The sequence below is a fragment of the Kitasatospora sp. NPDC058170 genome (assembly GCF_042883905.1).
Taxonomy (GTDB): Bacteria; Actinomycetota; Actinomycetes; order Streptomycetales; family Streptomycetaceae; genus Kitasatospora.
Genome location: NZ_JBHVUV010000022.1, coordinates 63,465 through 88,010, shown reverse-complemented (window position 1 = coordinate 88,010; position 24,546 = coordinate 63,465). Strand labels below are relative to the sequence as shown.

The 24,546-nt window shown below is 76.0% G+C and carries 22 protein-coding genes; 15 read left to right on the top strand and 7 right to left on the bottom strand.

The features are described 5' to 3' along the window. Positions 1-35 precede the first annotated feature (35 nt). A complete protein-coding gene (locus ACFVVX_RS24605; protein WP_387948760.1) occupies positions 36-983 on the top strand; it encodes a LysR family transcriptional regulator in 948 nt (315 codons plus the stop codon). A gap of 107 nt (positions 984-1,090) precedes the next feature. On the opposite strand, the gene ACFVVX_RS24600 is transcribed toward ACFVVX_RS24605, so the two are convergent. Next, positions 1,091-1,819, bottom strand: a complete 729-nt coding sequence (locus ACFVVX_RS24600) for a sirohydrochlorin chelatase (RefSeq protein WP_387948759.1) — start codon at positions 1,817-1,819, stop codon at positions 1,091-1,093. Further along, a complete protein-coding gene (locus ACFVVX_RS24595) occupies positions 1,819-2,940 on the bottom strand; it encodes a uroporphyrinogen-III synthase (protein WP_387948758.1) in 1,122 nt (373 codons plus the stop codon). Before ACFVVX_RS24595 ends, ACFVVX_RS24600 begins: the two co-directional genes overlap by 1 nt. 138 nt (positions 2,941-3,078) lie before the next feature. Here ACFVVX_RS24595 and ACFVVX_RS24590 point away from each other — a divergent pair, with 138 nt between their 5' ends. The 11 genes from ACFVVX_RS24590 (at position 3,079) to ACFVVX_RS24540 (ending at position 15,305) form a co-directional block, all read left to right on the top strand. Beyond that, positions 3,079-3,213 carry a hypothetical protein gene (locus ACFVVX_RS24590; protein WP_387948757.1) on the top strand — a complete coding sequence of 45 codons (135 nt, stop codon included), beginning with the start codon at positions 3,079-3,081 and terminating at the stop codon, positions 3,211-3,213. 142 nt (positions 3,214-3,355) lie between these two features. Next, positions 3,356-6,025 (top strand): nitrite reductase large subunit NirB, encoded by a 2,670-nt coding sequence (gene nirB / locus ACFVVX_RS24585; protein ID WP_387948756.1) that lies wholly within the window; start codon positions 3,356-3,358, stop codon positions 6,023-6,025. Then, entirely contained in the window at positions 6,022-6,441 is a 420-nt protein-coding gene (nirD, locus tag ACFVVX_RS24580; protein ID WP_387948755.1) for a nitrite reductase small subunit NirD, read from the top strand. Before nirB ends, nirD begins: the two co-directional genes overlap by 4 nt. Next, positions 6,438-7,832, top strand: coding sequence for a nitrate/nitrite transporter (locus ACFVVX_RS24575; protein ID WP_387948754.1), 1,395 nt, complete (start codon positions 6,438-6,440; stop codon positions 7,830-7,832). The genes nirD and ACFVVX_RS24575 overlap by 4 nt, the downstream gene beginning before the upstream one ends. Positions 7,833-7,923: 91 nt before the next feature. Beyond that, on the top strand, positions 7,924-8,871 hold the full coding sequence (locus ACFVVX_RS24570; RefSeq protein WP_387948753.1) for a hypothetical protein: 948 nt from the start codon (positions 7,924-7,926) through the stop codon (positions 8,869-8,871). Positions 8,872-8,999: 128 nt separating this feature from the next. Beyond that, on the top strand, positions 9,000-11,294 hold the full coding sequence (locus ACFVVX_RS24565) for a hypothetical protein (protein WP_387948752.1): 2,295 nt from the start codon (positions 9,000-9,002) through the stop codon (positions 11,292-11,294). Positions 11,295-11,542: 248 nt separating this feature from the next. Beyond that, positions 11,543-12,241 carry a type 1 glutamine amidotransferase domain-containing protein gene (locus ACFVVX_RS24560; protein WP_387948751.1) on the top strand — a complete coding sequence of 233 codons (699 nt, stop codon included), beginning with the start codon at positions 11,543-11,545 and terminating at the stop codon, positions 12,239-12,241. Between the two features lie 3 nt (positions 12,242-12,244). Further along, positions 12,245-12,829 carry a TetR/AcrR family transcriptional regulator gene (locus ACFVVX_RS24555; protein WP_387948750.1) on the top strand — a complete coding sequence of 195 codons (585 nt, stop codon included), beginning with the start codon at positions 12,245-12,247 and terminating at the stop codon, positions 12,827-12,829. After that, positions 12,826-14,169 (top strand): aldehyde dehydrogenase family protein, encoded by a 1,344-nt coding sequence (locus ACFVVX_RS24550; RefSeq protein WP_387948749.1) that lies wholly within the window; start codon positions 12,826-12,828, stop codon positions 14,167-14,169. The genes ACFVVX_RS24555 and ACFVVX_RS24550 overlap by 4 nt, the downstream gene beginning before the upstream one ends. Positions 14,170-14,280: 111 nt before the next feature. Next, positions 14,281-14,907, top strand: coding sequence for a hypothetical protein (locus tag ACFVVX_RS24545; RefSeq protein ID WP_387948748.1), 627 nt, complete (start codon positions 14,281-14,283; stop codon positions 14,905-14,907). Between the two features lie 182 nt (positions 14,908-15,089). Beyond that, positions 15,090-15,305 (top strand): hypothetical protein, encoded by a 216-nt coding sequence (locus ACFVVX_RS24540; RefSeq protein ID WP_387948747.1) that lies wholly within the window; start codon positions 15,090-15,092, stop codon positions 15,303-15,305. Between the two features lie 85 nt (positions 15,306-15,390). Here the strand turns inward: ACFVVX_RS24540 and ACFVVX_RS24535 are convergent, their stop codons facing one another. The 4 genes from ACFVVX_RS24535 to ACFVVX_RS24520 form a co-directional block, all read right to left on the bottom strand. Then, on the bottom strand, positions 15,391-18,483 hold the full coding sequence (locus ACFVVX_RS24535; RefSeq protein ID WP_387948746.1) for a BTAD domain-containing putative transcriptional regulator: 3,093 nt from the start codon (positions 18,481-18,483) through the stop codon (positions 15,391-15,393). Between the two features lie 271 nt (positions 18,484-18,754). Further along, positions 18,755-19,498 carry a TfuA-like protein gene (locus ACFVVX_RS24530; RefSeq protein WP_387948745.1) on the bottom strand — a complete coding sequence of 248 codons (744 nt, stop codon included), beginning with the start codon at positions 19,496-19,498 and terminating at the stop codon, positions 18,755-18,757. Further along, positions 19,495-20,712 (bottom strand): thiopeptide maturation pyridine synthase, encoded by a 1,218-nt coding sequence (locus tag ACFVVX_RS24525; RefSeq protein WP_387948744.1) that lies wholly within the window; start codon positions 20,710-20,712, stop codon positions 19,495-19,497. The genes ACFVVX_RS24530 and ACFVVX_RS24525 overlap by 4 nt, the downstream gene beginning before the upstream one ends. Positions 20,713-20,985: 273 nt before the next feature. Then, entirely contained in the window at positions 20,986-21,459 is a 474-nt protein-coding gene (locus ACFVVX_RS24520) for an Lrp/AsnC family transcriptional regulator (RefSeq protein WP_387948743.1), read from the bottom strand. A gap of 138 nt (positions 21,460-21,597) precedes the next feature. On the opposite strand from ACFVVX_RS24520, the gene ACFVVX_RS24515 reads away from it, so the two are divergent. The 3 genes from ACFVVX_RS24515 (at position 21,598) to ACFVVX_RS24505 (ending at position 23,644) form a co-directional block, all read left to right on the top strand. Beyond that, on the top strand, positions 21,598-22,596 hold the full coding sequence (locus ACFVVX_RS24515) for an asparaginase (protein WP_387948742.1): 999 nt from the start codon (positions 21,598-21,600) through the stop codon (positions 22,594-22,596). A gap of 248 nt (positions 22,597-22,844) precedes the next feature. After that, positions 22,845-23,384, top strand: coding sequence for a universal stress protein (locus ACFVVX_RS24510; RefSeq protein ID WP_387948741.1), 540 nt, complete (start codon positions 22,845-22,847; stop codon positions 23,382-23,384). Positions 23,385-23,398: 14 nt separating this feature from the next. Beyond that, entirely contained in the window at positions 23,399-23,644 is a 246-nt protein-coding gene (locus ACFVVX_RS24505) for a hypothetical protein (protein WP_387948740.1), read from the top strand. On the opposite strand, the gene ACFVVX_RS24500 is transcribed toward ACFVVX_RS24505, so the two are convergent. Next, a complete protein-coding gene (locus tag ACFVVX_RS24500) occupies positions 23,608-24,372 on the bottom strand; it encodes an alpha/beta hydrolase (protein ID WP_387948739.1) in 765 nt (254 codons plus the stop codon). The two genes, ACFVVX_RS24505 and ACFVVX_RS24500, sit on opposite strands and share 37 nt — an antisense overlap. Between the last annotated feature and the right edge of the window lie 174 nt (positions 24,373-24,546).

Below are 24,546 nucleotides of genomic sequence, written 5' to 3'. Positions count from 1 at the left end.
GTCCGCCAGCAGCAGTCCCCTGGGAGGGTGAGGTCATGGCGTCCGAGCCGGAGGAGGCCCCGGGCGGTGTGCCCACCGGCCCGCCGGACCTGAACCTGCTGCGCACCTTCCTCGCCGTCCACCGGGCCGGCTCCTTCACCGCCGCCGCCCAGCTGATCGGGTTGTCGCAGCCGACGGTCACCGCGCAGATCAGGACGCTGGAGCGCCAGTTGGGCCGCGAGCTGTTCGAGCGGCTGCCGCGCGGGGTGGCCCCCGTCGCGTACGCGGACGAACTCGCCGCCAGGGTCACGGCGCCGCTGGACGCCCTCGCCGCCGTCACCGGGCGCGGGGTCGACGGGGTCGGCGGCGCGGCTGGGCCCGTGCACCTGGCCGGGCCGGCGGAGCTGCTCTGCCTACGGGTGCTGCCCGCCCTCGCGCCACTGGTCGCGGACGGGGTGCGGCTGCGGGTGACGGCCGGCCTGACCGACGCGCTGCTGGAGGAGCTGCGGGCCGGTCGGCACGACCTGGTGCTCGCGACCACCCGGCCGCGCGGCCGGACGCTGTCCGCCGTGCCGCTGATGGACGAGGAGTTCGTGCTGGTCGCCGCACCCGGCTGGGCGGAGCGGATCGGCGCACCCGGGCGCGGCCCCGCGGCGCTGCTGGAGTCGCTGCACGGCGTCCCGCTGGTCGTCTACGCGGAGGATCTGCCGATCGCCCGCCGGTACTGGCGGCACGTCTTCGGGCGGCGCCTCACCTGCCGGGCCGCCGTCACCGTCCCCGACCTGCGCGGCGTGCTGGCCGCGCTCACGGCGGGCGCCGGGTTCAGCGTGCTGCCCCGGTACCTGTGCGGGGAGGAGCTGGCCTCCGGCGCGCTCGTGGCCCTGCACGAACCCGAGGACCCGCCGATCAACACCGGCTACCTCGTCCAGCGGCCGGGCGTCGCCGCCAATCCGCACGTGGGCCTGGTCCGGGACCGGCTGGTGGCGACGGCCCGCACCTGGTGAGCGGGGCCGCCACCCCGGCGGCCGCCACCCCCGGCAGGCGCGACTACCGAAGGGCGCGACTACCGAAGGGCGCGACTACCGAAGGGCGCGACTACCGAAGGGCGCGACTACCGAAGGGCCGCGGTGCGAAGGGCCGTGGTGCCGACAGCCGCGTCGTGGCGGAGGGCGACCAGCCGGGCGAGGGCGTCGTGGGTGCCGAGCGGCGCGGAGGTCCAGCGGGCGCCGGTGTCGGCGGCGCGGCGGGCGAAGAAGCCGGGGCCCAGCAGGTGGGTGGCGACGGCGACGTCCCGGTGGCCGGCGGCGTGCAGGGCCGCGACGGCCTCGGCGGGAGTCGGCCCGGCCGCGGACAGGAAGGCGGGGACGACGGGCCGGCCGTCGCCGAGGCGGCGGGCGAGGAGTTGGGCCGTCCGGCGGGTGTCCGCGTTGGCGGCGGGGTCGGAGGATCCGGCGGCGGCCAGGACCACCGGTCCCGCGCCGGGCGGGCGGCCTGCCTCGGCGAGGCGGTCCGCGAGCACGGCGGCCAGCAGCGGATGGGGGCCCAGCGCGGGGGCGAGGCGGACCGGGGCGTGCACATCGGCGAGCGCGGCCGGGATGTCCACCCGCAGGTGGTACCCGGCGCCGAGCAGCAGCGGTACCAGCACCACCTCCTCCCCGGCGTCGGCCTGATCGGCCAGGGCCTGCGGCAGCGAGGGCAGGGCCAGATCGAGGAAGCAGCAGCGCACCTGAAGGTCCGGTCGCAGTGCGCGCACCCGTGCCAGCAGCGCCCGGGTCGCGGCCACCCCCTGCCGGTCCCGGCTGCCGTGGGCCACGGCGAGCAGCACGGTGTCGGCGGCCATCAGCCCGCCGCCAGCCGGTAGCCGCGCTTGGGCACCGTCCGGATCAGGCGGCCGTGCGGTCCGAGCGCGGCGCGCAGGCGGCCGACCGCGGCCTCGACGGCGTGCTCGTCCGCCTCCGCGTCGACCCAGACCGTGCGCAGCAGGTCCGCCCGGCTGAGCACCCGGCCCGGGTGTTCGGCGAGGGCGCGCAGCACGGCGGCGCCGCGCGGGCTGAGCCAGTGGCTCTCGCCGTCGACCAGGACGGCGTTGCCCTGCAGGGTCAGGACCGTTCCGGTCAGGGCGAGTTCGCGCCGGCCGCGGCCGGGCAGGGTCTCGGCGAGCAGCCGGACCAGGGAGCCCAGTCGGCCGCGTTCGGGGAACACCGCGGGCAGGCCGAGCTCGGCGAGCGGGCGTGCGCACAGCGTGCCGACGCAGACCGGCAGGACGTCGGCGCGCAGCGCGTCGAGCAGCGCCTCGCGCAGGCCCTCGGCCTCGGCGGTCGCCAGGAAGGCGGTGATCGCCGGTGCACTGGTGAAGGTCAGCGCGTGGACCTGCCGCCGGACGGTCTGCTCGACCAGCCGCCGGACCGGGGCCAGGTCCTCCGGCGGGAGCCAGCGGTAGACCGGGACGGAGATGACCTCCGCGCCGCGCTCGCGCAGCGCCGCCGCGAAGGCCTCCAGGCGCACCCCGTGCTCCTGGACGGCGATCCGGCGGCCGACCAGCGGGCGGGCCAGCAGCCAGGTGAGCAGTTCGTCGGTGGCCTCCGATCCGGGGGAGAAGCCCTCACCGAGGCCGCTGGCCCGGACCGCGCCGGTCGCCTTGGGGCCGCGGCTGAGCACCACCGCCTGCCGGAACGCCTCGGAGAGGGCGGCGCCCCGGCCCCAGCCGTCCGCCGCGCTCATCCAGCCGCGCCAGCCGACGCCCGTGGTGGCGACCACGTAGTCCAGCGGGGCGGCCAGGCAGCGTTCGGTGGCCTGGCGCAGGGCGAGGTCGTCGGAGAGCGGCACGATGCGGAGCACGGGGGCCTCGACCACCTGGGCGCCGCGCCGACTGAGCAACGCGGTCAGTTCGTCGCGGCGACGCGCGGCGGTCACGCCGATGGTGAAGCCGGTCAGCGGGCCGGGCTGGGTGGTTGTTGCCATGGGCGGAAGCGTGCGGGGTCGGCGTTACGGCCGCGTTGCCCGCCGGTCACCTGCCGGTTAGCGAAACCTCCTGCCCTGTTACGGCCGATGTCGGGCGGCGCACCCCGTCCGGGTGGGGGAGTGAGCGAGGCGTACCGCGTGCGCAACACGAGGGACACCGGGTGGAAACGGCGGCCGGGGAAGGTCCTCGGCATGACGGCGACCGTGACGACGACCGCGACGACCAGCACGACGACCACCGCGACGACGACCACCGGTACCCACCGCATCTGACCCGCCGCCACCCGGCCCGAACCCCGGCGCCCCCGAACCCGGCCTCGAACCCGAACCCGGCCTCGAACCCGAACCCCGGTGCCCCGCACCCGATCACCGGCACCCGATCACCGGCACCACCCAGCACTGGAGGAGCAACGCGATGACGCCGCGGACGCACGACCGCCCCCGGGACCTCGTCCTCGTCGGGCACGGCATGGTAGGACAGCGCTTCCTGGAGGCGTGGGTGGAACAGCCCGGCGCGACGGCCTGGCGGGTCACCGTCCTCGCCGAGGAGCCGCGTCCCGCCTACGACCGGGTCCACCTGAGCTCGCTGTTCGACGGCCGCACCGCCGAGGACCTCTCGCTCTGCCCGCCCGGATTCCTCGCCGAGCACGGCATCGACCTGCGGCTCGGCGACCCGGTCACCGCCGTCGACCGCGCCGCACGCACGGTCACCACCCGCTCCGGGCACCGGCTGCGCTACGACGCGCTGGTGCTGGCCACCGGTTCGGCGCCGTTCGTGCCGCCCGTCCCCGGGCACGACGCCGCCGGCTGCCACGTCTACCGCACCGTCGAGGACCTCGCCGCGATCCGGGCCGACGCCGACCGGGCCGCCGCCGCGGCGCAGGCCGCCGACTCGACGGGGAGCGCCGCCGACGCGACGGGGACCGCCGCCGAGGCGCAGGCCGCGACCGGCGTGGTGGTCGGCGGCGGCCTGCTCGGCCTGGAGGCCGCCGGCGCGCTGCGCGCGATGGGCCTGCGCACCCACGTGGTCGAGTTCGCCCCCCGGCTGATGGCCGTCCAGGTCGACGAGGGCGGCGGCGCCCTGCTCCGCCGCAAGATCGAGGACCTCGGCGTGAGCGTCCACACCGGCGCCGCCGCCCAGGCCGTCGCGACCACCGAGGACGGCCGGGTCCGCGCCCTGGCCCTCGCCGGCGGCGCCGAACTCCCGGCCGACCTGGTGGTGTTCTCCGCCGGCATCCGGCCGCGCGACCAACTCGCCCGGGACTGCGGCCTGCCGGTCGGCGTCCGCGGCGGCATCGTCGTCGACGAGCGCTGCCGCACCGCCGACGAGGCGGTCCTGGCCATCGGCGAGTGCGCCCAGGCCGCCGACGGCCGGGTGTACGGCCTGGTCGGCCCCGGCTACCAGATGGCCGAGACCGCCGCCCGCGAGCTCGCCGGCCGGAGCGACCGGGGGTTCACCGGCGCCGACACCTCCACCAAGCTGAAGCTCCTCGGCGTCGACGTGGCCAGCTTCGGCGACCCGCACGGCACCGCCGAAGGCGCCCTCGACGTCCTGTACAGCGACAGCCGGCGCGGCGTGTACCGCAAGCTGGTGATCGGCTCCGACGGTGCGCTGCTCGGCGGGGTCCTGGTCGGCGACACCGACGCGTACGGCACCCTGCGCCCGCTCGCCGCGAGCGGGAAGCCGCTGACCGAGGCGCCCGAACGCCTCGTCCTGCCCGCCGGGTTCGGCGGCGCGGCCGCGGTGGCACTGCCCGACGAGGCGGTGCTCTGCTCCTGCCACAACGTCACCCAGGGCGCCGTCCGCGCCGCCGTCCGCGACCAGGGCTGCGACGGCGTCGCGGCGGTCAAGAAGTGCACCCGGGCGGGCTCCGGCTGCGGCAGCTGCCTCAAGCAGCTGACCACCGTGGTCACCGAGGAGCTGGCGGCCGGCGGCACGGCCCCGCCCACCGGCCTGTGCGAGCACTTCTCGTACGGCCGCGCCGAGTTGTACGAGATCGTCCGGGTCACCGGCATCACCGGGTTCTCCGACCTGCTGGACCGCCACGGCCGCGGCGCGGGCTGCGACGTCTGCAAGCCGGTCGTCGCCTCGATCCTGGCGAGCCTGGGCGGCGGCCACATCCTGGACGGCGAACAGGCCGCGCTCCAGGACACCAACGACCACTTCCTCGCCAACCTGCAGCGCAACGGCTCCTACTCGGTGGTGCCGCGGATCCCCGGCGGCGAGATCACCCCCGACGGGCTGATCACGATCGGCGAGATCGCCCGCGACCACGGCCTCTACACGAAGATCACCGGCGGCCAGCGGATCGACCTGTTCGGCGCCAGCGTCGACCAGCTCCCGGTCATCTGGCAGCGGCTGGTGGACGCCGGGTTCGAGTCCGGGCACGCCTACGGAAAGGCGCTGCGCACCGTGAAGTCCTGTGTCGGGGAGACCTGGTGCCGCTACGGTGTGCAGGACTCCGTCGCCCTCGCGATCGAACTCGAGCTGCGCTACCGGGGCCTGCGCTCCCCGCACAAGCTCAAGTCGGCGGTCTCCGGCTGCGCCCGCGAGTGCGCCGAGGCGCAGAGCAAGGACTTCGGGGTGATCGCCACCTCCGCGGGCTGGAACCTCTACGTCGGCGGCAACGGCGGAATGACGCCCCGCCATGCCGACCTGCTCGCCGCCGACCTGGACCGAGAGACGTTGATCCGTACCATCGACCGCTACCTGATGTTCTACATCCGCACCGCCGACCGGCTGGAGCGCACCTCGGTCTGGCTGGACCGGCTCGAAGGCGGTCTGGACCACCTGCGCGCCGTGGTGCTCGACGACTCGCTCGGCATCGCCGCCGAGCTGGACGCCCTGATGGAGCGCCATGTCGGCGTCTACCAGGACGAATGGGCGGCCACCCTGGCCGACCCCGACCGGCTGCGCCGCTTCGCGTCCTTCGTCAACGCCCCCGGCACCCCCGACCCGGCCGTGACCTTCGTCCCCGAACGGGGCCAGATCCGGCCCGCCCGCCCCGGCGAGAACGGGCGCATCCTCACCGCAACCACCCCGGTCATGGTGGCCGGGCCCCGACTGGAGGTGGTCACCTCGTGAACGTACAGATCCACGACGGCGCGCGCTGGCAGCCCGTCTGCCCCCTCGAAGACCTCGAACCGGGACGCGGCGTGGCCGTGCTGCTGGACGGCGAGCAGGTGGCCGTCTTCCGCGACCGGACCGGCGGCCTGCACGCCGTCGCCAACCGCGACCCGTTCAGCGGCGCGTACGTCCTCTCGCGCGGCCTGCTCGGCAGCCGCGGCGAGAGCCCCACCCTGGTCTCCCCGATGTACAAGCAGGCCTTCGACCTGCGCGACGGGCGCTGCCTCGACGAGGACACCGCCCCCGACGGCAGCCCGGCGGTGCTGCGGCTGTGGCCCGTCCGGGTCGCCCCGGCCACGGGCGGGCGGGCAGCCGCCGCGGCGGGCCGGCCGGCCGCCACCCCCGCGGGCGTGCGGGCGGGTGAGCGGGCATGAGCGCCGTCCTCGACACGAAGGGATCCGACACCCGGCGGCCCGGCGGCAGAGCCGGAGCGGGTCCGCTCACCCCCTGGGACCCGGAGGACGAGGCCTTCTGGGAGGAGGCCGGCGCCCGGATCGCCCGGCGCAACCTGGTGTTCTCGGTGCTCTCCGAGCACATCGGCTTCTCGGTCTGGAGCCTCTGGTCGGTCCTGGTGCTCTTCCTCGGGCCGCAGTACCACATCGACACCGCCGGCAAGTTCACCCTGACCGCGCTCCCCACGGCGCTCGGCGCCCTGCTGCGCCTGCCCTACACCTTCGCGGTGGCCAGGTTCGGCGGGCGGAACTGGACGGTGTTCAGCGCCCTGCTGCTGCTCGTCCCCACCGCGCTGGCCGCGCTGGTGCTCACCCCGGGCGTCTCGTACGGCACCCTGCTCGCGGTGGCCTGCGTCGCCGGGGTCGGCGGCGGCAACTTCGCCTCCTCGATGGCCAACATCAACGCCTTCTACCCGCACCGCCTCAAGGGCTGGGCGCTCGGCGTCAACGCCGGCGGCGGCAACCTCGGCGTCCCGGCGGTGCAACTGCTCGGACTGCTGGTGCTCGCCACCGCGGGCGCGGCGCACCCCCGGCTGCTGCCGCTGCTCTACCTGCCGCTGATCGTGGCGGCCGCGGCCGGCGCGTGGTGGCGGATGGACAACCTGGCGGCCCCGCCGCGCGGCGCGGGCCGGGCGCTGGGCGAGGTGGTCCGGGACCGCTACAGCTGGGTGATGTCCACCCTGTACGTGGGGACGTTCGGCTCGTTCATCGGGTTCGGCTTCGCCTTCGGGCAGGTGCTCCAGGTGCAGTTCCACGACCGCTTCGACACACCGGTGAAGGCCGCCGCGCTGACCTTCCTCGGACCGCTGCTGGGCTCGCTGGCCCGGCCGCTGGGCGGGCGGCTGGCCGACCGCTGGGGCGGGGCCGTGGTCACCCTGGTCACCTTCGTCGCGATGGGCGCCGGTACGGGCGCCGTCCTGGCCGCCTCCCGGGCCGGATCGCTGCCGCTCTTCCTCACGGGCTTCGTCGTGCTGTTCGTGCTGAGCGGGATCGGGAACGGCTCGACGTACAAGATGATCCCGGCCCACTTCCAGGCCAAGGCGCGGGCCGCCGTGCAGGGCGGCGCCGATCCGGCGGCGGCCGAGTCGGACTCGCGCCGGCGGGCGACGGCCCTGATCGGCCTGGCCGGTGCGGTGGGCGCGTTCGGCGGGGTGCTGGTCAACCTGGCGTTCCGGCAGTCGTTCCTGGCCAGCCACAACGGCGACGCCGCCTACCTCGGCTTCCTGGTGGCGTACCTGCTCTGCTCCGCGCTGACCTGGGTGGCGTGCCTGCGGCCGGGCTCGGCCTGGGCGGAGCGCGGCGGGCGCGACTGAACCGCGCCGGCGGCCCCGCACACAGCGGGGCCGCCGGTGGCGGGGCCGCAGCCGAGCGGGGAGGATGGCCTCGCCGAGGAGGTGTGGCCGAGTGGCGGACGAACAGGGCTTCCCCCCGGGTGCGGTGAACGGCCCGGCGGCGTTCGAGGACGGACCGGCGCTGCGCCCGGAACCGGTCGGCCGGGAGGACGGGGGCCGCCGGCGCCCCGCGCTGAGCGTGCTCGACGCGCGCACCGGGCGGAGCACCGGGATCCCGCCCGGCCGCCGGATGCTGCTCCGGGCCTGCGTCCGGCTCGCGGCCCCCGGCGGCCGGGCCGGGCCGGGGGACCTGCGGGCCGCGCTGGTCGGCGACGTGCTGCAGCGCGTCGCGGAGATCGAGGGCCTCCAGGTCCTGCGCGTCCTCGTCCTGCCGGTGCCCGACCCGGGCCGGGCCGCCGCCTTCGACCGCGCCGCCGCGGCCCTCGGCATCCATCCCCCCGTCGCCGTCGTCGCCCCCGGGGATCCGGGGACCTCGGCAGACCCCGGAGAGGCGCTCGGCGGGCCGCCGGACGCCCAGCTGATCGCGGCCGGCGCCGACCGGTCCGACGCCGTCGGGGGCGTGTGGCTCGCGGTGGGCCCCGCCGGGACGGGCCCCGGGGACACGTCGGCGGACGGGCTCGGTGACGGGAACGCGCTGGTGGAGGGCCTCGGCGCCGGTGCCGTCGAGCCGACGGCGGTGCGGCTGGCCCTGCTCTCCCACCCCTACCGCGAGCCGGCCGGCACCGGGCCGCGCGCGCTGGACGAGGCCGCCGCCACCCTGCGGGACTGGCGCCGCCACGTCACCGACTGGGCCTGGGCACCCTCGAAGCCCGTCCCGGACGACATCCGGCGGCAGGCCGCGGCCGCCTTCACCGGTGATCTGGACACCCCGGCCGCCCTCGCCCTGCTGCACCGCGTCCGGGCGGCCAACGGGCTGGAGGACGGCGCCCGGTTCGAGACCTTCGCGGCCCTGGACCGCGTCCTGGGCCTGGAACTCACCCGCGAGGTCGGCCGGCACTGACCCCAGGCACCGGCCGCCGGCACCGACCCCAGGCACCGGCCGCAGGGACCGGCGCGAGCGGTGTACAGCCGTTCGCGGACGGCCTAGCGTGGGAGGCAGGGGTCCCGCGCCGGACCGAGGTACGTGCGATGACGGGCTTAGCCGACCGGCCCACATCGGTGCTGGCCATCGAAATGACCAGGTGGGACGCGTTCTACGCGGACTGGGTGAAGCCGATCGCCCAGCTCGTCCTCCCCGGGGCGATCGCCCTCCTCGTCCTCGTCGCCCTCAGCGCCCTGCTCACCCGCTACCTGGTGCCGTGCGAGTCCGAGGCCTGGGGGCAGACCGGCAGACGCGCGTGGACGGCCGTCGGCGGGTTCTCCCTGTTGGCGGTGGCGGTCTTCCTGCCGCTCCAGCCGATGTACCAGGTGGTCGGCGACGGACCCTGGCTGACCTGGGCCTTTCCCCTCGTCCTGGTCCTGCCCGGGGTCCTGCTGGCCGTCCTGGCCAAGCGCTGGCCGCCGGGGCGGTGGCCGCACCGGCCCGGCCCCGGCATCTCCGCGCTGACCTTCTGGACCCTGCTGCTCCTGTGGGCCGTGCTGACGAGCTGCTTCTTCTCCTGGGGGGAGCGCGAGCGGCTGATCGTCGCGGACATCGCGCTCGCCCTCCTCGGGCTCACCGCCACCGCGACGGCCCTCGGCCAGAGCCGCCGGCTCCAGGTCGAGGCCCAGGGACCGGACGGCAAGAGCGACGTCGCCGCGTCGGAGTACGTGATGGCCCGGCTGCAGTCCCTGGGCTCGCGGCAGCCCGCGAGCCTGGGCATCGCCCGGCCCACCGAGCTCAGCCGGCTGGCCAGCGAGGACCTCAAGGCCGTCCCCGGCGGCGCGATCGCGACGGCGGCGGCCCGCATCATGTACGTCCTCCGGCCGGGCCTGACCTGGCGGGCGCTGGTGACGCTGGTCGACGCCGACCGGGTGACGGTCACCCTCACCCGCAACAGCCACCAGGCCGACTGCGTCCTCATCAGCGGGCCGGCCCTCGGCCTGGCACCGCCGGGGCCCGCCCCTGTGGTGAAGGTGCCGGACGGGGGCGGTCCGGCGGCCGGGGCGGAGGACGGGGGCGAACCGGCGGCCGCGGCGGAGGACGGCGGCCGGGCCCGGGCCCAACTGCTGACCGGCGCAGCCGCCTGCATCCTGGTCCGGCTCAGCCGCATCCACCGGGAGCTGCGGCCCGGGCTGTGCGGCGCGGAGCAGTGGCAGAGCGTGGCCCTGCACGTCATCGCGATGGAGCCGACCCTCACGGACACCGCGCAGAAGCGGGTCGAACTGCTGCGGCGCGCCGTCAAGGTCGAGCCGGAGTACGGCCTGGCCCGCGTCGACTACCTGAGCGAGCGCTTCCAGCACGTCCCGGGGACGGCCGCGAACCGGCTGCGGTTCGCCAAACTGATGGACGGACAGCTGGCCCTGGCCAGGCCCCATGGGCAACCGGTTCACCGGGGATGGGAGGTGATCTACCTCCGGACCCTCTACAGCAGCGCCGCGATGAGAGTGAACTGCTACCTGACGGAGCTGGCCGCGAGCGGCCCGCGTGTGGCCGCGCTGCGACAGGCCGAGCCCGAGATCCTGACGACAGCCCTCGACTCGGTGTGGATGCTCCTCACCCAGAGCCGACTGATCGCCAGAAGGGCTGATGACCGCCAGGCCAGGTCGTTCGCTGCGGACATGAAGCCGGTGGCTGCGAATCTGATGACCTCGATCCGGCTCCTGCGGGAGCACCTGAGCCGGACTGACGAGGGCGAGCCGTGGCGGTGGACCGCGCCCGAGCCCGGTTCCTTCCCCTCGCCCGACCTGGCCTACGACTACGCCTGCCTGGCCGCACTGGTCAAGGAGGTGGGCCTGCCGCCCGGGTCCCTCGGCGACCTGGAGGACCACCTCGCCCTGGCGGTCGCCACCGCCGCCGACCGGCGCGAGCTGTGGGGCGACCCGTCCTTCGCGGCGCTGCTGCGGGGGGAGGCGTACGGGCGGGAGATCGCGTGCGCCGTCGGGCTCCCGGAACAACCCGTCGACATGCTCGACCTCGCTCCGTTCGAGCCCTACGCGGAGAAGTTCCGGGCCATCGGTGTCACCACTTTCGAGCGGTTCCGCCAGGTGGTCCCGGGCGCCGCCGAACAGCTGGAGCTGACCGCCCACCTGGGCTGCTCGCCGATGGTCACCGCCCACCTGGTGGAGGTGGTCGACCTGGCCGCGTTGCACGGGGACCTCAGCCGCCCCGAGGTCGTCCGGGTCTTCCTGGACGCCGGGATCACCGGCCGCGCCGAGCTGCTCCGCCGCAAGGAGGCGGACCAGGAGCGGCTGCTCGCCACGCTGTCCCACGGCGCCGACCGCTCCGGCCTGGCCGGGCAGCCGGCCTTCGCCCGGCCGCCGGCCTGGCTGGCCGCGCTCTGACCCGGCCGCCCCGACCCGTCCGGCCCGGCCGTTCCGACCCGTCTGACCCGCCGCTCCGGGCCGCACTCCCGGCCGCCATCGGGCCGGGGCCGCGGTCCGTGTGCTGCCATCGGAAATCCGATGGCAGCCATCGGCAGGTTTATTTGAGTCACTGAAGTATCTGGTCGTACGGTCGAAGACATCGCCGCTCTGACGATCTGCACCCGGAACGTCAGAGCGCCATTCCACCGACCGTGAGGAACCCCGCCATGGCGAAGACCGTCCTTTTCGTTGTCACCGGTGCCGACCACTGGACCCTGGCCGACGGCACCAGGCACCCGACCGGCTTCTGGGCGGAGGAGCTGGTCGCCCCCCACCGCGCGTTCACCGCGGCCGGTCACGAGGTGGTGGTGGCGACCCCGGGCGGCGTGGTGCCGACCGTGGACCAGGGCAGCCTGTCCGCCGGGGTCAACGGCGGCCAGGAGCAGGCCGACGCGATCCGCACGGAACTGGCGGGCATCGGCGCACTCGCCGCCCCGCTGAAGCTGGCGGAGGTCGACCTCGCCGACTACGACGCGGTGTTCTACCCCGGCGGGCACGGACCGATGGAGGACCTGGCCGTCGACGCCGACTCCGGACGGCTGCTCATCGCCGCCCTGGAGTCCGGCAAGCCGCTGGGCGTGGTCTGCCACGGCCCCGCCGCCCTGCTCGCCGCCGTCCGCCCCGACGGCACCTCCCCCTTCGCCGGCCGGCGCCTGACCGGCTTCACCAACGCCGAGGAGACCCAGGCCGGCCTCGCCGACCAGGCCAAGTGGCTCCTCCAGGACCGCCTCGTCCAGCTCGGCGCCGACTTCCAGGAGGGCGCCCCCTGGGCCCCCCACGTCGTCACCGACGGCAACCTCGTCACCGGCCAGAACCCCGCCTCCTCCACCCCCCTGGCCGCCGAACTCCTCGGCCGACTGGGCTGACAGGTGCCCGCCGCCGACCGGCTGTCCGACGTCCTGGACGCCGCCTACACCTGCCTGACCAGGTACGGGGTGCGGCGCACCACCGTCGACGACATCGCCACGGAGGCGGGCATCTCCCGCTCGGCCGTGTACCTGTACGTCCGCAACAAGGACGACGCCTTCCGCCGCCTGGCCGAGCGCCTGCACACGCAGGCCCTCGACCGGGCCCGGCAGGCGGCCGCGGCCGGGGCGCCTCCCGGCGACCGGATCCGGGGCGTGCTGGCCGCCAAGCTGCGGCTGGTCCTGGACCTGGGCGGCGACTCGCCGCACACCGCCGAACTCCTCGACGCCCGGGCCCGGCTGTTCGGCGACATCTGCCGCGACTTCACCGCCGACCTCCGCACCCTGCTGGCCGGGCAGTTCGCCGCCGCCGGCACACCGGACCCGGCCCGGGCCGCCGACATCTGCATCGCCCTGGTCGTCGGACTGGAGGGCCGCCCCGACGCGGCAGAGCTCTTCGAGCCCGCCGTCGCCGCGCTGCTGACCGGCCTGCTGCCGTCCGGCGCCGCCCGCCACCACCACCCACCGCACCTGCGAGGCACCTCTTGAGCACCCCCGCCACCGTCGAACAGCCCGCCACCGCGGAGCAGCCCACCGAGCTCGTCGCCCGGCTCCGGGCGGCCTTCCGCAGCGGCCGCACCAAGCCGCTCGCCTGGCGCGTCGAGCAGCTGAACCGGCTGCGCGCCCTGATCGCCGAGAACGGCGAGGGCCTCGCCGCCGCCCTCCACCAGGACCTGGGCAAGCCGCGGGCCGAGGCGTCCGCGGCCGAGATCGACCTGCCGATCCGGGAGATCGACCACACCCTCGCCCACCTGGAGGAGTGGCTGACCCCGGAGCAGGTGGACGTCACCGCGGTCTTCGGCCCGGCCGCCACCGCCGGTACGCGCTTCGACCCGCTGGGCACCGTGCTGGTGATCGCCCCCTGGAACTACCCGGCGCAGCTGCTGCTCGTCCCGCTGGCCGGCGCGCTCGCCGCGGGCAACACCGTCGTCGTCAAGCCCAGCGAGCTCGCGCCCGCCACCTCGGCGCTGCTCGCCCGGCTCATCCCCGCGTACCTGGACAAGGAGGCCGTCGCCGTCGTCGAGGGCGGCGTGCCGGAGACCACCGCCCTGCTGGCCGAGCGCTGGGACCACATCTTCTACACCGGCAACGGCACGGTCGGCCGGATCGTCATGCGGGCCGCGGCCGAGCACCTGACCCCCGTCACCCTGGAGCTGGGCGGCAAGTCGCCGGTCTTCGTCGACCGGGACGCGGACATCGACGCCACCGCCGAGCGCCTGGCCGCCACCAAGTTCGCCAACGCCGGCCAGACCTGCGTCGCCCCCGACTACGTGCTCACCGACCCGGCCACCGCCCGGCGGCTGGAGGGCGCCCTCGCCCGGGCCGTGGAGCGGCGCTTCGGCGCGGACCCGCAGCGGTCCCCGGGGTACGGGCGCATCGTCAACGAGCGGCACTTCGACCGGCTCGCCGCGCTGCTCGGCTCCGGCCGGACCGTCACCGGCGGCGGCCACGACCGCGCCGACCGCTACATCGCGCCGACCGTCCTCGCCGAGGTCGCGCCGGACGCCCCGGTCATGCGGGAGGAGATCTTCGGCCCGGTCCTGCCGATCGTGGAGGTCGCCGACCTGGACGAGGCCATCGCCTTCATCAACGACCGGGACAAGCCGCTGGCGCTCTACGGCTTCACCGGCAACGAGACCACGCGGCGCCGGCTGCGCGAGGAGACCTCCTCGGGCGGGCTCGGATTCGGTCTGCCGATGGCCCACCTGCGGGTGCCCGAGCTGCCGTTCGGCGGCGTCGGCGAGAGCGGAGTGGGTGCCTACCACGGCCGCCACTCGATCGCGACCTTCAGCCACCGCAAGGCGCTCCTGGACGTCCCGCTCGGCTGACCGGAGCCCGGCCCCGGCGCCCGCCCCGCGTGCGGCGGGCGCCGCCGGAGGCGGTGGGGCGGGGTGGGGTGCTTCCATGGAAGGGGGCACGCCGCAGACGGGAGCCCACCGATGGCGCACACCGACTCCGCAATCGCCGGCCGGCTGGTCGCACTGCTCGGGCTGGCGCGCAACGCGCTGGGCCACGCCTCCGAGGCGGCGCTCGGCGCCGACACCACCGTCATCGCCCGGGAGCTGGCCGCCGTCGAGGACGCGCTCCGGCCGCTGCGCGGGGAGGTCGAGAAGGACTCCGCGACCCTGCTCGCCGAGCGCCGCGACACCTCGGTCTACCTCAGGGAGGTGGTCTCCGAGGTCCACGTCGGCTGCGAGGCCCGGCAACTGGCCGAGCTCGCCGCACGGGTGGCCGAGCTGGCGCGGACCCGCGAGGCGAACGGGCCGCTGCCGGACGCCGTGCGGCTGCCCCTGCAGGGCATGAGCGCGCTCGCGCTCGCCATGGTCGCCATGGCCGGCGAGGCACTGGCGCAACCCGAACCCGGGGTGCTCGCCGATCTGCACGGCGGCCTCAACGAGATCGGCCACCGGCAGCGCCTGCTGTACGGGCAGCTGCTCGCCGGGACGTCCTCGGTCGAGCGGACGGACGCCGTGGACGCGGCGCTGCTGAGCGTCTACTTCGAACGCTGCGCCGGACACGCCCTCTCGGCCGCCCGGCACGCCGGCCTGTTCGCGGGGCTGGCGTAGGGAGCGCGCCGCCCCGCCGCCCGGGTGACCCGACTCCGCCCGCCCGTCCGGACGCTGCCCGCACCCGTGGGGCTCAGGGGACGGGTGGGACAGGGCGTGTAGATGAGATGTAGATCTCCGGGAGTGAGGATGGCGTCCGAGCACCTCCTCCAGACCGCCCAAGGACGACCGGGAGTCATCTCATGAAGCGACCTGCACAGTCCCTCCGCCGCCGTACACCGATCCTGCTGCCGGCCTTCGCGGCCGTGGTGCTGGCCGTCCTCGGAGCGGCCGCCACCTCCCCGGGGGCCGACACCGGCGCAGGCCGGAACGGGAACGGGACCGTCGGCGCGCTCGCCGCCGAGCACGACGGGATGCAGCCGCCGAGCGGGACGTCCGAGTGGAACACCAAGGCCTGATCCGCCCTGACCCGCCCCGCCCTGACCCGCCCAGCCCTGACCCGTCCAGTCCTGACGCGTCCTGTCCGGCCCCGGCCCGCCGGGTTCAGCCCGCGGAGGCCCGCCCCGCGCGGGCGGCGACCGCCTCGGCGCGGGCGGCGTCCGGCAGCCCGATGCCGGTGAACACGGCCTGGGCCTGCGAGGCGTGGGCCCGGCCCTCCTCGGTGCGGCCGAGGTCGAGCTCGATCTGCGCGAGGACCAGCAGGGCGTGGCCGTGGTCCCGGTCGCTGCCGGAGGTTTCGCGGTAGTGGGCCAGGGCCCGCCGGGCCTCCTCCCGGGCCGGGCCGAGCCGGCCCAGCGCGTGCAGGGTGGCGGCGGCGCGGTAGCGGGCCTGGGCCGCCTGGCCGGGGATGTGCCAGGTGTCGCAGAGCGCGAGGCACTCCCGGTAGCCGTCCAGCGCCTCCTGGTACCGCCCCGACTCGTGCAGCGCCAGGCCCCGCACGCAGAGCGCGTGCGCGGTGCCGTGCCGGTCGGAGACCTGACGCAGCGTCACCAGGGCTTCGTCGCAGGCGGCCACCGCCTCCTCGGCGCGGCCGCTGCGCAACCGTGCCATCGCGGCGTTCAGCATCGCGGTGAGTTCGCCGGAGCGGTGGCCGGTCCGGCGGGCGAGTGCCAGGGCCTGGTCGAAGCAGTGCACGGCGTCCGCGTACCGCTGCTCGAACTGGGCGATCACGCCGAGGTCGTTGAAGGTCTGGCGCAGGATGACGGTGTCGCCGGCCCGGCGGCAGGCCTCGGCCGCGCGCCGGGTGTAGGCGTCGGCGGCCGCCAGCCGGGTGGTCTGCAGGGCGGCGTTGCCGCAGACGAACAGGGCGCGTCCGGCCGCGCGGTCGGCCCCGAGGCCCTCCGCCCGTTCGGCCACCGCCTCGGCGGAGGCGGCCAGTTGGCCGTACGGGATGTCGCGGCCGAACGGGCTGAGCGCGATGAGCAGGTCGGCCGCGCCGTCGAGCAGTGACGGCGCGGCCGTCCCTTCCTGGACGGCGAGTTGGATGACGTGGACGGCGCCGTCGAACTCCTCGGTCACCCAGGCGCGGGCGGCGGCGAGATCGGTGAAGCGCGGGCCCTGCGGGTCGCCGGAGGCGAGCGTGGTGTGCACCGGGTCGCCCGGGACCATCTGCTGGAAGGCCGAACCGGCCGCGCCGAGAAGGTGGTCGAGCAGCCGGCGGCGCACCTGCTCCGGGTCCTCCTGCGCGGGGCCGTCCTGCATCGGGCCGTTCTGTGCCGGGCCGTCGGGTGTCGGGCCGTCGGCCGTCGGCGCGGGCAGGTGGCGGGCGAAGGACCGCACCAGCTGGTGGTAGCGGTAGCGGCCGGCCGAGGGTGACTCCAGCAGCGCGGCGTCCACCAGGGACTCCAGCAGCGGCTCGGCCTCCTCCTGGCCGAGGCCGAGCGCGGCGGCGGCCGCGCCGAGGCCGATGCCCGGCCCGGCGACCGGTGCGAGCGCCCGGAAGGCCCAGGCCTGACGGATCGTCAACTGTCGGTAGCCCAGCTCGAACACGGCGGCCACGGCGAGCTCGCCGGCCTGCAGTTCGGCCAGCCGGCGCCGTTCGTCACCGAGGCGGTCGACCAGGCTCGCCACCGTCCAGCCGGGCCGGGCCGCGAGCCGGGCGGCCACGATCCGTACGGCGAGCGGCAGATTGGCGCAGGCGGTGACCAGTTCGCGGGCGGCGTCGGGTTCGGCGTCGACGCGCTCCGCGCCGATCACCCGCCGGAGCAGCCCCAGGGCCTCGTCGGTCTCGAAGACGCCCAGGTGGACGTGGGCGGTGGCGGGAAGTCCGGCCAGTCGGCCCCGGCTGGTGACCACCACCGCACAGGCGGCGGATCCCGGCAGCAGCGGCCTGACCTGGGAGTCGTCCCGGGCGTCGTCGAGCAGCAGCAGGACACTGCGGCCGTCGAGCACGGTGCGGAAGAGCCTGGTCCGGTCCTCCAGGGCCCGGGGGATCTCCTGGCCGGGCACGCCCAGCGCCGCCAGGAAGCTCCCCAGCACCGCGCCGGGGTCGGCCGCGTCGGCGCCGGTGCCGCGCAGGTCGGCGTAGAGCTGGCCGCCCGGGTAGCGCTCCTTGATCCGGTGGGCCACCCGCAGGGCCAGGGTGCTCTTTCCGATCCCGCCCATACCGCTGACCGAGGCGACGGTCAGGGCGCCGTCGTCCTGGCCGGGCAGGGCCTGGCAGAGCCGGGCGACCGCCTCGTCGCGACCGCTGAAGTCGGAGGTGTCGGGCGGGAGCTGGGCCGGGCGCGGCGCCGCGGGAAGGGCGGCGGCCGGGGTGGCGGCCGGGACGGTCGGGGGCGCCGGCGGCGGGTCGGCGACCGCAGTGGCAGCGGCGGTGGCAGCTGCGGCGGGCGGTTGCGCAGGGGAGTCCGGCGCGCTGGGCGGTGGCAGCTCGCGGACCGGAAGGTCGTTGGCCAGCACGCGCTGGTGCAGGTCGCGCAGCTCCGGCCCCGGCTCGACCCCGAGCTCCTCGGCGAGCAGCCGCCGGGCCCGGGCGAAGACGGCGAGCGCCTCGGCCTGCCGCCCGCACCGGTAGAGCGCCTCCATCAGGAAGCCGTACGGGCGTTCGCGCAGCGGGTGCTCGCAGGTGAACGCCGTCAGGTCCGGGACGGTCGCGGCGTGCCGGCCGAGCAGCAGGTCGTGGTCGAACCGCTCCTCCAGCAGCATCAGCCGCAGTTCGGCGAGCCGCCCGCGCTGCTGTGCGGCGAACGGGCCGGGGACGTTGGCCAGCGGCTCGCCCCGCCACAGGGCGACGGCCTCGGTGAGCAGCCGGGTGCAGTCCTCGTGCCGGCCGGCCGCGCGGGCCCGGGCCGCCTCGGACCCGAGCTCCTCGGCGCGGTAGGCGTCCACGTCGGCGGGGGCGACCGCCAGGCGGTAGCCGGAGCCGGTGGAGAGCAGGATCCGGGGGGTGGAGCACTCGGCTTCCAGCCGCTGCCGCAGCCGCCAGACGTAGGTGCGCAGACTGGTCACGGCCGAGTCGGGGGCGTGGTCGCCCCAGACCGTGCTGACCAGTTCGTGCAGTGATGCCGAGCGCCCCGAGCGCAGCAGCAGCGCGGCGATCATGGCCTGCTGCTGCGGCGGTCCCGCCGGGACGTCGCTCCCGCCCAGGTCGATCCGCATGGCGCCGAGCACCGAGAACCGCACCACCCCCTCCATGCCGCGTTCCCTTTCCCCGTCGTGACCGGCCGTAGTCCGGCGGTCACGATCCCCTCCCGATGGTGACAGGTGGATCATCCTAGCCATGGATACCCGGTATGGGGTGGGCACACGGACGACCGGTGTGACGGCGGGGGCGTCGGTGGCGCGCCTCGTCTGGCGCGCGGCGGCGGCCTGACGGAGCGGGAGGCGCGAAGGGCCGGGGGAGACGGGGAGGGCGGGAGTGGGGCGGGCCGGGGGTGGGCCCGCCCCACGTCGTGGGGCGGCGCGCTCAGGACTCCGAGGGCGTCCGCCGGGTGGGGGTGGGGGCGGGGGCGGGGGTGGCGCGGTGGGCGGTGGCGCGGTCGGCGGCGACGGGCGGTGCGGGCGGCACCATCCGGTCCAGCAGGGTGAGCCGGGCGAGCGTGTCGGAGGCGTCCGCCGCCTTGCGGTCGGCGTGCTCCGGCCGGGCGGTCAGGAACTCCCGCAGCCCCCGCAAGTCGGCGCCGCCACAGGTGCGTTCGACGGCGCGCCAGCTCCGGCGGTGGTACGGCAGGGCGCGCGCGGCGTCGAGCAGCGCGGCGGCCTGCGGGGCCGTCAGCACGTCGGCCGCGACGGCGGCGCCGAGCGTGTGCCGGATGTTCACCAGCGGCTCGCTGGTCCGCCGGTAGTCGGGCCCGTCGCCGTGCGCGACCGCGACCTCGTCGTCCGCGTGGATGACGCCGTCGCGGTACATCCGGAAGACCTCGCCGTGTCCGATCATGCCGAACGGGCGCAGCTCGGCGGCCCACAGCGCACCCAGGCCGGCGCAGCCCACCACCCGGACCCCGGCGGCCAGCGCGGCGAGGACCTCCCGGTGCCGGACGGCCGTCGCGTGGTCGTGGTGGCCGTCGACGACGATGGCGGTGTCCCCGGGCCCGAGGCCGAGCCGGAAGAGGTCGCCGTGGGCGACGGGCGGGCGCACGACGGAGCCCGGGGCGAGGGCCGCGACCCGCGCGGCGGGCAGGGTGGGCCCGACGAAGACGTAGGTGGTCATCGGAGCTCCTTCGCCGGAAGGGGCCCGGCCGGGGCGGACCGGGCCCGGACGGGACGCGGGGCGGGGTGCGGGGCGGCGCAGGCGCGGCCCCGCACCGGCGCGGGGATCCCGAAGAGGTCCTCGGCGGTGCTGGCGGCCAGATGGCAGAGCACGAAGCGCTGCCTCGGCCCGATGCCCAGCCGGTCGAGGTGGGAGCAGAGCACGTTGGCCGCGATCCGGTGGCTCTGGTGCCGGACGCCGGCGAGCACCTCCTGCGGGTGGGCCGGGTCGAGCAGCAGCAGGTCCACGGCGGCGGCCGGACCGCCCGCCGGCGGCTGCCCCTGCGGCGGCTCCGCCGGTGGTGCCCCGCCGCGGTCCAGGGAGATCCGCCCCGATTCCAGCAGTGGTTCGGCGGCGGCCTCGACCTCGGCGGTGTGTCGCGCCCACCACCGCACGAAGGGCACCTGTCCGTCGCCGTCCAGGGTCTCCAGGACGGCGGTCAGCCGGCGTTCCAGCGCGGGCCGGCGGGCCCGGTACTCCACGTCCAGCGCGGCCCGGACCGCGGACGGGTTCCGGCAGTGGGTCAGAAAGCGCTCGGTGTGGGCGCGGTAGGAGCCGAACCCGCGGCCGGCGGGCGGCGCGCCCGCCCGGGCTCTCGCCTGGCCGCTCACCTGGCCGCTCACCCGGGCGAACGCGAACATCAGGTCCAGCGCGATGCCCCTGCGGCTGTCGTGTCCGCCGCGCACCCGCTCCAGCATGGTGAACAGCTGCTCGCAGCTCGCCGCGTACGCGTCGTCGAGCAGGTCGGCGAGCTGCCGGCTGCCGAGGACGTGCGACCGGTCGTCGTGCGGCTCGGTCTGCAGGCTGTTGTCCGGATGCCAGGGGAACAGCGGCCCCTGCTCGTCCTGCGCCCGCGCCATTCGCTGGTGCGCGGCGAAGTGCGCCCGCTGGTCGAGGACGGCGGTGGAGGGGGAGCCGAGCAGGTACTCGGCGAGCCCGAGCTGCGCGCCGGGCAGCACGGTGCCCTGCCAGTCCTCCTCGGTGGCGGTGAAGTCGAGCCGCAGGTGCGGCCCGCGCCGCCAGTGCCGGGTGAGGTACGGGCGGCCGATCTCCCCGGCGAAGCGGCGGAAGAGGGGGCGGACGGCGTCGAGGACGAGGTCGTCCTTGTCCTCGGCGTAGTAGCGGACCTGGATGCTGCGCCACCGGGCGGCCGTCGTCGCCGTGGTGCTGGTCATGGGGTCTCCTCGGTGCTGGGCCGGCCGCCGGGTGCACGGCGACGGCCCGCCCGCCGGCGGTGCCGTGCGTCAGCGGTCGGCGGGCGGCCGGTCGGAGTCGTCCGACTCCTTCGGGTCGGGCGCACCGCCGTGGTGTGCCGCCTGCCGAAAGCTTCATCGGCCGACATCTACGGCCGATCACCATCCGCTCTACGGCTCCCGCGGTCCTCCGCCGGCGGGATCCGCGCACCCGCGTCCGCTTCGCAGCCGGAGCAGCCCCAGGCCGGACAGGGCCTACCCGGGGCGGCCCGGCGTCCGGCCCACCGGGAGCCCGCGCGGCTCCTTGATCCGCTTCATGATGATCTGCGAGTTCACCTCGGTCACCCCGGTCAGCGAGGTCAGCCGCTCGATCCAGAGCCGCTCGTAGGCCTGCAGGTCCGCCACCGCGATCCGCAGCAGGCAGCCGGGGCTGCCGAACAGCCGGTACGCCTCGACCACGTCGGGGATGTCCTGCAGGGCCTCCTCGAAGGCCTCCACCGCCTCCCGTTCGCGCCGGACCTCGACCGAGACCAGGACCTCGAAGCCGCGCCCGACGGCCTCGGGGTTGACCACCGCCCGGTAGCCCTCGATCACCCCGTCCTGCTCCAGTTGCCGCACCCGGCGCATGCACGGCGAGGCGGTCAGACCCACCCGCTGGGCCAGCTCCTGGTTGCTCAGGCGGCCGTCCTGCTGGAGCTCGCGCAAGATCTGTCGGTCAATCTCGTCCATGGCGCAAGAATCCACCACGGTGCAGGCCTGATCAAGCGGGAATTGGCGATCGCCGTGCGCGCATATTTTCCTATCCTTGCGAGGATATTGCCGAACCATCCTGAAGCCCCCACCGATCCCGAAGGGAGACGGCACGCCGTGAAACGGGTCGTCCTGATCACCACCGGCGGCACCATCGCCAGCCGCTGGCAGGGAACCGGCTACGCCGCCGACACCCCTGGCCAGGAGGTCCTGGCCACCGCCGCCGTCCCGCACGGCGTGGACGTGAAGGTGGTCGACCTCTTCAACGTCAACAGCCCCCGGCTCACCACGGAGCACCAGCTGACCCTGCTGCACGCGGTGCACCGGGAGCTCGCCGACCCCGAGGTCGCGGGCGTGGTCGTCACCCACGGCACGGACACCCTGGAGGAGTCCGCGTTCCTGGTGGACCTGCACCACGGCGACCCGCGCCCGGTGGTGTTCACCGGCGCCCAGCTGCCCCACGACGCGGCCGAGGGCGACGGGCCCGGCAACCTGCGGGACGCCCTGGTGACGGCGTCGACGGTCTCCGGACTCGGCACCCTGATCGTCTTCAACGGCGTGGTGCACGCCGCCCGCGGCACCGTCAAGACCGAGACCCTCGACCTGGACGCCTTCGGGGACCTCTCCGGCACGCCGGTCGGGGACATCGGCTTCACCAAGGTCACCAGGCGCGCCGAACCGGCCCGGCCGACCGCCCTGCCGCTGCCCCCGCTGCCGCAGGCGCCGGTCCGCGTCGACATGGTGATGCACCACATCGACGCCGATCCGCTGCTGATGCGCGCGGCCGTCGCCGCCGGGGCGCAGGGCATCGTGCTGGTCGGCACCGGGGCCGGCAACGCGACCCCGCAGTTCGTCGAGGCCGTCACCGAGGCGATCGGCCAGGGCGTCCTGGTCGCCCTGACCACCCGGGTGCCGTCCGGCCCGGTGGCCGAGATCTACACCGAGGGCGGCGCGGTCGACCTGGTCGCCGCCGGCGCCCTGCCCACCGGCACGCTGCGCGCGGGCCAGGCCCGGATGGCCGTGCTGGCCGCGGCGCTCGCCACCCCCGACCCCCGGGAGCGCCGGCGCGTCCTCCGGCACGCCCTCGCCGCCCCGGAGTCGACGCCCGCCCACTGACCACGGACCCGCCCGATCCGCCCCGCCGGCCCCGCCGCGCGGGGCGGACGCGCACCCGGGCGGACCCCCGTTCCCGTGTACGAAGCAGCCCCGCCGCGGCGGGCACGTCGGCTCGGGCGCGTCAGAGCGGCGTACGGATCGGCGGCGAACGCGTCAGAGCCCCGTCAACGAGGGCTCCCGCCCTCCCCGCCCCGGGTTTGCTGGAACCAGCAGCACTCCACCGCACGCCAGAGGGACGGGACCGGGCCATGGCAGACATCCACGCCGACGAACAAGCCTTCCAGCCGGGGCAGCCCCGCATCGTCGTCGGCGTCAGCGGCTCGCTCGGCAGCCTCGCCGCCCTGCACCACGCCGTCGCCGAGGCCCGCCGCATCGACGCCGAGGTCCTCGCCGTGCACTGCTGGACCCCGGTCGGCGGCGAGTTCGGCTACCGCCGCTCCCCGTGCCCGCCCCTGCTCAGCGCCTGCCGCGACGCGGCCGCCGCCCGGCTGCGCCAGGCGCTGGACGAGGCCTTCGGCGGTGCCCGCGCCGGTGTGCCGCTGCACAGCCAGGCCGTCCGCGGCGAGACCGGCCAGGCGCTGGTCCAGGTCGCCGACCGGCCCGGCGACGTGCTCGTCCTCGGCGCCGGCCGCCGGGGCGCGCTCGCCCGGGTGCTGCGCCCGTCCGTCACCGCGTACTGCGTCCGCCACGCGGACTGCCCGGTCCTCGCCGTGCCCAAGCCGCCGCTCCAGCGGGAGCTCGAAGCGCTGGAACGCCACCACGTCCGACTGCTGCCGATCGGCCACTGAGGAGGCGTCACGCCATGCCGTCCCACCCGGATCGCCTGCCCGACCAGGCACCCGACCAGGCACCCGACCAGGCACCCGACCACGTGCGCGACCGCGACCGGATGCCCGTCGCGATGCCCGTCGAGGTGGCCCTGCTGGCCGCCCTCCTGACGGCCTTCGCGACGGCCCTGGCCACGGCCCTGCGCCGCCCGCCGAGCCACCCGGGCCGGCGGCGGGTCCTCGTTCACACGCCGGTGCTGCCACCCCCGCACGGCAGGTAGGCGACACCGGCGGCCGCCGCCAGCACCCGGGCGGTGGCCAGCCCGCCCTGCACCGCGTGCTCCGCCCGCGCCGGCAGGCACCGGTTCGCCGCCGGGTCGTACTCGGTGAGCACCACCCCGGCGTGGTCCGTCGCCGGTTCCTCCAGGACCACCGACGACCCCTGCTCGACCAGGGCGGCGCTCAACTCCCTGGTCCGGTCGGCGTCCAGCACGTCGTCGGCCGTGCCGTGCACCAGCCACACCGGCACCGGGGACGGCCCGGCGGCCAGCACCTCCAGCGGGGCCGCGCCCGTGGTCACGGCGGGGGAGTGGTAGCTGGAGGCGATCCCCACCGCGGCCGTCGGACGCCAACCGTCCACCGTCGTCGGGTGGGTGGCCACCGCGACGGCCTCCCGGCCGCCCATCGACCAGCCGGCCAGCACGAACCGCTCCACGTCGCCGCCGTACGCGGCCGCCGTGCGGCGGGCGTGGTCGAGCGAGGCCAGCAGGTGCTCCCGGCCGCCGTCCGCGCTGTCGGAGCGCCAGTCGGGCACGAGCACCAGCAGCCCCGCCGCGGCCACCTCGCGCGCCAACGGCCGCATCACGTCCCGCTCGTCGGGCCCGCGGCCGTGCCAGAGCAGCACCACCGGCACCGGCCCGGTGGCGGAGTCCGGCCGGTGCACGTCCATCAACCGCCCGTCCGCGGTGTACGGGACGGCCTCGGGCGGGGCGGGGTGAGCGATCGTCATGCGCTGTTCTCCTCGGGTTCGGGCGGGGGTTTCCGGCCTGGTAGTGTTCTTCCCGTCGAGAGGCAATGATCTCTCGGACAGGCGTCAGAGGTGCTACTGGAGCACGTCCTACTTTCAGTAGGAAGAGTCCGTTCGATCCGGGCCTGGCGCTCCATGGTCGGATGAGGTCCGGTG